The sequence below is a fragment of the Streptomyces sp. NPDC093984 genome (assembly GCF_044764595.1).
Lineage (GTDB): Bacteria > Actinomycetota > Actinomycetes > Streptomycetales > Streptomycetaceae > Streptomyces > Streptomyces cynarae.
Window position 1 is genome coordinate 56769 of record NZ_JBIWIM010000020.1, and the last position, 6000, is coordinate 62768.

General features: G+C 69.4%; 3 protein-coding genes and 3 pseudogenes. 4 read left to right on the top strand and 2 right to left on the bottom strand.

The features are described from left to right. Positions 1–59 precede the first annotated feature (59 nt). On the top strand, positions 60–2060 hold the full coding sequence (locus tag ACIRC0_RS36435; protein ID WP_403625434.1) for a TIM-barrel domain-containing protein: 2001 nt from the start codon (positions 60–62) through the stop codon (positions 2058–2060). 98 nt (positions 2061–2158) lie between these two features. Here the strand turns inward: ACIRC0_RS36435 and ACIRC0_RS36440 are convergent, their stop codons facing one another. Next, positions 2159–2509, bottom strand: a complete 351-nt coding sequence (locus ACIRC0_RS36440) for a hypothetical protein (protein ID WP_403625437.1) — start codon at positions 2507–2509, stop codon at positions 2159–2161. Between the two features lie 417 nt (positions 2510–2926). Here ACIRC0_RS36440 and ACIRC0_RS36445 point away from each other — a divergent pair, with 417 nt between their 5' ends. From ACIRC0_RS36445 to ACIRC0_RS36455, 3 genes and pseudogenes are all read left to right on the top strand, one after another. Further along, complete coding sequence (locus ACIRC0_RS36445) at positions 2927–4468, top strand: alpha-N-arabinofuranosidase (RefSeq protein ID WP_403625440.1); 1542 nt, start codon at positions 2927–2929, stop codon at positions 4466–4468. Between the two features lie 58 nt (positions 4469–4526). Further along, positions 4527–4707 (top strand): annotated as a pseudogene (locus ACIRC0_RS36450) (transposase); the annotation flags it as partial. A 118-nt stretch (positions 4708–4825) separates the two neighbouring features. Beyond that, positions 4826–5263: pseudogene (locus tag ACIRC0_RS36455) on the top strand (transposase); the annotation flags it as partial. A 131-nt stretch (positions 5264–5394) separates the two neighbouring features. On the opposite strand, the pseudogene ACIRC0_RS36460 reads toward ACIRC0_RS36455, so the two are convergent. Further along, positions 5395–5618: pseudogene (locus ACIRC0_RS36460) on the bottom strand (hypothetical protein); the annotation flags it as partial. Between the last annotated feature and the right edge of the window lie 382 nt (positions 5619–6000).

The following is a 6000-nucleotide window of genomic DNA, read 5'->3' on the forward strand; positions in this document are numbered from 1 at the left end:
CCGCGCACAGGCCCCACCGCCTCGCCATCGCCACCCGCATCGGAAGGAACGGTATGCCCATGTACCAGCACGTCGAGGCAGGGATCGAGCGCCGCACCCAGGGGGAGGTGCTGCGCGTCGAGCCCTGGGGCCCGCACGCGGTCCGGGTCCGCGCGGCGGCCGACACCATCGACGACGAACGGAGCTGGGCGCTCGACCTGCCGGTGCGGGACGCGGGCGAGGCCGACGTACACGTCCGCGAGGACGGTACGGCCCGCCTGGTCAACGGACGCATCACCGTGGAGGCCGACGCGGACGGGCGACTGCGCTTCCTGCGTACCGGGGAGGCGCACGAGGCCCGCGAGCTGCTGGCCGAGAAGCGGCCTCACCACGGCTACCCAGGCCCCCGCGTCCACACCCCGCGCGGCGACGGCACCTACACCGCCGAGCAGACCTTCGAGGGCTACGAAGGCGAGCGCATCCACGGCCTGGGCCAGCAGCCGCACGGCGGCCTGGACCACAAGGGCCGCGTCATCGACCTCGTCCAGCGCAACACCGTCGTCACGATCCCCTTCCTGCACTCCTCCCGCGGCTACGGACTGCTGTGGAACAACCCCGCCACTGGCCGCGTCGAACTCGCCGCGGACGCCACCCGCTGGGTCGCCGAGCAGACCCGCCAGATCGACTACTGGATCGTCGCGGGCGACACCCCCGCCGAGATCATGGCCGCCTACGCCGACGCCACCGGCTACCCGCCCCTGCTCCCCGACTGGGCGAGCGGCTTCTGGCAGTCCAAGTTGCGCTACCGCACCCAGGACGAACTCCTCGCCGTCGCCCGTGAGCACCACCGCCGCGGCCTGCCGCTGTCGGTCATCGTCTGCGACTTCTTCCACTGGACCCGCATGGGTGACTGGTCGTTCGACCCGGAGGACTGGCCCGACCCCGCCGCCATGACCAAGGAGCTGGACTCCCTCGGGGTACGGCTCGTGGTGTCCGTCTGGCCCACCCTGCAGGACGACAGCGCCAACCACGATGCCCTGCGCGCCTGCGGCGGCCTGGTCCGGGACAGCCACGGCGGCCTGCTGCGCCACCACTGGCCGGCGCGCGGCGGGGACCAGCGCTACCTGCCGATGGCGTACTACGACGCGACGCACCCCCGTGCCCGGCAACTGCTGTGGGAGCAACTCCGCGCCAACTACCTGCGGTCGGGCGTCACCGCCTTCTGGCTCGACGCCTGCGAACCCGACCTGCCGCAGAGCCTCGCGCCGCGAGCCGTCTACCACGCCGGCCCGGGCCCACAGGTCGGCAACGCATACGGTGACGAACACGCCCGCGCCGTCGCCGAAGGACTGCGCACAACCGGCGACGACCGGCCGCTGAGCCTGATCCGCTCGGCCTGGGCCGGCAGCCAGCGCCACGGAGTCGCGCTGTGGTCCGGGGACATCCTCCCCACCTTCGACTCCCTGGCCGCCCAGGTCCGCGCGGGCCTGAACGTCGCCCTGAGCGGCATCCCCTGGTGGCACACCGACATCGGCGGCTTCCTGGGCGGCAACCCGGACGACCCGGCGTACCGGGAACTGCTCATCCGCTGGTTCCAGTACGGCACCTTCTGCCCCGTCATGCGACTGCACGGTGACCGCGAGCCGAACCAGCCCTTCAGCGCGCGGATGAGCGGCGGCCCCAACGAGGTCTGGTCCTACGGCGAGCAGGCCTACCCGATCCTGCGCGACCACCTCCTCCTGCGTGAACGCCTGCGCCCCTACCTCCACGAACTCGCCGAGACCGCCCACCGCACCGGCGCCCCGCCCATGCGCCCGCTGTTCTTCGACTTCCCCGACGACGCGACCGCCCGGGACGTCGACGACCAGTACATGCTCGGCCCCGACCTGCTCGTCGCACCGGTGATCGAGGCGAGCGCACGCGAGCGTGCCGTCCACCTGCCGCACGGGGCCCGTTGGATCGACACCGCGACCGGGACGGAACACGACGGCGGCAGGACGCTGACCGTCGCCGCGCCACTGGAGCGCATACCCGTTTTCGTCCGCGCCGGGTCACGTCTCACCGGAACGCAGGTGTACTGATGTGTGCGCCGACCAAGACGACCGCAGGACGCAAATTCGCCGGCCGTCGTTCTCCCCGGGCTGGTTCGAGGTCTCGTGCCACCCGTGCACGGAGGATCTCATGCGGGCTTGGTGGTGCTCATCGGCACCGGAAGAGTGACCCCAGGTCGAACCCCGACGCTGCCCGGCCATGGCCCGCAACAATCGCATACGTGAGCGAGCCGGTGAGTGCGGCGGCAGGCTTGTTCGCTGTCGCCGTCGTGAGGGGCGCAGGCGGCTGCGTCGATGTGCAGCAGGGTGCGCGTCATGGTGCTGGTCGGCGCGGACAGCTCCAAGGCGCGCTGCTGGCTCTCCCGGGCGCGGCGGGTGTCCCCGAGCGTGGTGTAGGCGTGGCTGAGGTGGACGTGGTGTTTCTGCTCGCCGTACGTCAGCCACGTGTCCGACCGCTCGGATTCGGGGAGCCGGTTCATGAGGGCGTCGGCGGCCTCGAGCGCGGCGCGGGCCTGCTCGCTCTGGTAGTTGAGGGCGTAGGCGCGGGCGGTGACGGCGGCCGCCAGAGTTGCCGCAACGGTGGGCCGGGGGTCGGCTTCCGCGCCGGCGGCGGCGCGTACCGCCGCGCGGCTTCGTCGCCGGCATCTCCACCTCAGGCATCAGGTAACCCACGTTCCCCACCGGAAGCCCTGGTACGCCGAGGGCGCGTACGTAGTCAAGCAAGCCCCTACCCCTACCTGTTCGCCTCCTACGACATCCCTGCGCCGGGCGTGAGCTCGATCTGCAAGATCAGAGTCGGCAGGTCCGCGTCCGTGACGGGCCCGTACGCTGACAGCACGGGCACACCGATGCGCAACGGCTGGCCACGCTCGAGCACCTCTGTGGAAAGGACCTCCATGAGCCCCCGTACCGCCGATGCTGTTCCCACCCGCCCGGCCCGGTTCACCCTCGACCCCTCCTTCACCGTCGGCGAGGTCAACCCCCGCCTCTTCGGCTCCTTCGTCGAACACCTCGGCCGCTGCGTCTACACCGGCATCTTCGAGCCGGACCATCCCTCGGCCGACGAGGCGGGCATCCGCACGGACGTACTGGAGTTGATCCGCGAGCTCGGCGTCACCACGATCCGTTACCCCGGCGGCAACTTCGTCTCCGGCTACAAGTGGGAGGACTCGGTCGGCCCGGTCGAGGACCGCCCGCGCCGCCTCGACCTCGCCTGGCGGTCGACCGAGACCAACCGCTTCGGCCTGTCCGAGTACATCGCCTTCCTGAAGAAGATCGGCCCCCAGGCCGAGCCCATGATGGCGATCAACCTCGGCACGCGCGGCGTCGCCGAGGCCCTGGAACTCCAGGAGTACGCCAACCATCCGCAGGGCACGGCCCTGTCGGACCTGCGCAGAGCGCACGGCGACAAGGACCCCTTCGGCATCCGGCTGTGGTGCCTCGGCAACGAGATGGACGGCCCCTGGCAGACCGGCCACAAGACCGCCGCGGAATACGGTCGCATCGCCGCCGAGACGGCCCGCGCCATGCGCCAGATCGACCCGTCCGTGGAACTGGTCGCCTGCGGCTCCTCCGCCCAGTGGATGTCCACCTTCGCCGAGTGGGAGGCGACGGTGCTGCAGGAGACGTACGACCTGGTCGACTACATCTCCCTGCACGCCTACTACGAGCCCCGGGACGGCGACATCGACTCCTTCCTCGCCTCCGCCGTCGACATGGAGTCCTTCATCGAGAACGTCGTCGCCACCTGCGACCACGTGGGCGCGAGGCTGAAGTCGAAGAAGAAGATCAATCTGTCCTTCGACGAGTGGAACGTCTGCTACGGCTTGGAGTTGACCGGGACGGAGAACTCCGACTCGTGGGCCTGGGCGCAGGCACCCCGTCTGCTGGAGAACAGCTACAGCGTCCTGGACGCCGTCGTCGTCGGTTCGCTGCTGATCGCGCTGCTGCGCCACGCGGACCGGGTGACCGTCGCCTGCCTCGCCCAGCTCGTCAACGTGATCGCGCCGATCATGACCGAGCCGGGCGGCCCGGCCTGGCGGCAGACGACGTTCTTCCCCTTCGCGCAGGCCTCGAAGTACGGCCGCGGGCAGGTCCTCGACGTGCGGGTGGACTCGCCGACGTACGCAACGGAGAAGTACGGCGAGGCCGACCTGCTGCACGCCACCGCAGTGCGCGCCGAGGACGGCTCGGTCACCGTCTTCGCCGTCAACCGCAGCCGCACGCAATCCATTCCCCTGCAAGTCACCCTGAACGGCCTCGCGTTGACGTTGGTCGTCGAGCACAGCGCCCTCGCGGACGCCGACCCCGACGCACGCAACACCCTCACCGGTCCGGAACGCGTGATGCCGCACCAGGTCTCCGGGACCACCCTGAGCGACGGCACCCTCAGCGCCGTCCTCGAACCGCTGTCCTGGAACGTGATCCGGCTCGCCTAGGGACTGTCTCTGGTGTTATCAAGCCCGGGGGTGGGTGCCGGTCCAGTAGGACTGTGGTGTGAGCGTTTGCGCAACTCGCCGACACAGACTAGGAGTTCAGCGGCCGTTCCTGCCGGTCGGCAGGTTTGGCCCGTACCCAGAGGGGCTGCGTGAGCAGTTCGAGGGGGATCTGACGGTTCCGGACCGGCAGCCGGTGCAGGGAGATGCCCGAGCGGTTCGGCGCCTGGCAGACCGTCTACAACGGGACTGTAAATCGTTCGGTGTAACTCCCGATCATGGAAGATGCACCGATGACCAGTGAGAACGTGAACTGAGCCGAAGACCGCCGAGGCTACAGCGGCTGCGCCGGCGAAGTCTGTGGACGACCAGCTGATCGACGAGCTGGTGGGCCGGGCCCAGGCCGAGGGCCTGCAGCTGACCGGTGATGGCGGGCTGCTGCAGCAGCTGACCAAGCGGCTGCTGGAGTCCGCCCTCGAAGGCGAGATCACCGACCACCTCGGCTATGACAAGCACGATCCGGCAGGCAAGAACGGCGGCAACTCCCGCAACGGCAAACGGGGCAAGAGCGTGCTCACCGATGTGGGACCGGTGGAGATAGCCGTGCCCCGCGACCGCGACGGCACCTTCGAGCCGAAGATCGTCAAGAAGCGGCAGAAGCGCCTGACCGGCGTGGACGAGATGGTCATCTCGCTGGCGGCGAAGGGCCTGACGACCGGCGAGGTCCAGGCCCACCTGGCCGAGGTCTATGGCGCCGACGTCTCGCGCCAGACCATCTCCACCATCACCGACAAGGTCGCGGTGCGGTGGCGGGCCATGGCTCACCCCTTCTGATCGGTGCCGCCGCACCAGGAGCGAATGCGGGGCGGTGCGGCGGTCACTGGTGGTTCACATGGCGCCGGGGGCTGCTGCCGGGCCTCGTCGGCCACCTGCCGAAGAACGGTGGCCTGGCCCATCCAGGCGACGCGATGCAGGGCCTCCTGGCCGGAGTGGAAGGCCGCGGTGCGCAGGCGCTCGACGGCGGGCGTGAACTGATGCAGGCATCCCATCTTTTCGTCGAGGGTGAGCGGCGACAGAAGGTCGTCGATGCGCTTCGCGAAAGCCAGCTGTGAGCGCGGAACGGCGGTGGTGTGTGCGAGGTGTGGGCAGACACGTGGGATTCCCTAGAGGTAGAGCGGAGAAGTGCTTTCGAAGCGCTTCGATGACGCCCAGGGCGCTGGGAGGGCGTCAAGAGATCGAACCGTTCGTCAGGCAGAGAACACGGAGAACCTCCTCCAGTGCCTCGGAGGAATCTTTGAAGCGACCCTTGTGCGCCCATGGGCGTTCACTTAACCTCACAGCAACATCGAAGCGCTTCGACTACGTAATCGCCTCGACAGTGATGGGATGTCCGCTTTCAGCTCAGCTGGTTCAAGTCACGCCACCGCAGCCGACGCCCCACCGCCGGGTGTCCTGGTGCGCCACGAAGGGTTGACGCAATGACGCCGAACTCCGCTACCGCCTCCTCCGGGCCCAGCCGGAGAAGTTTCCTCGCC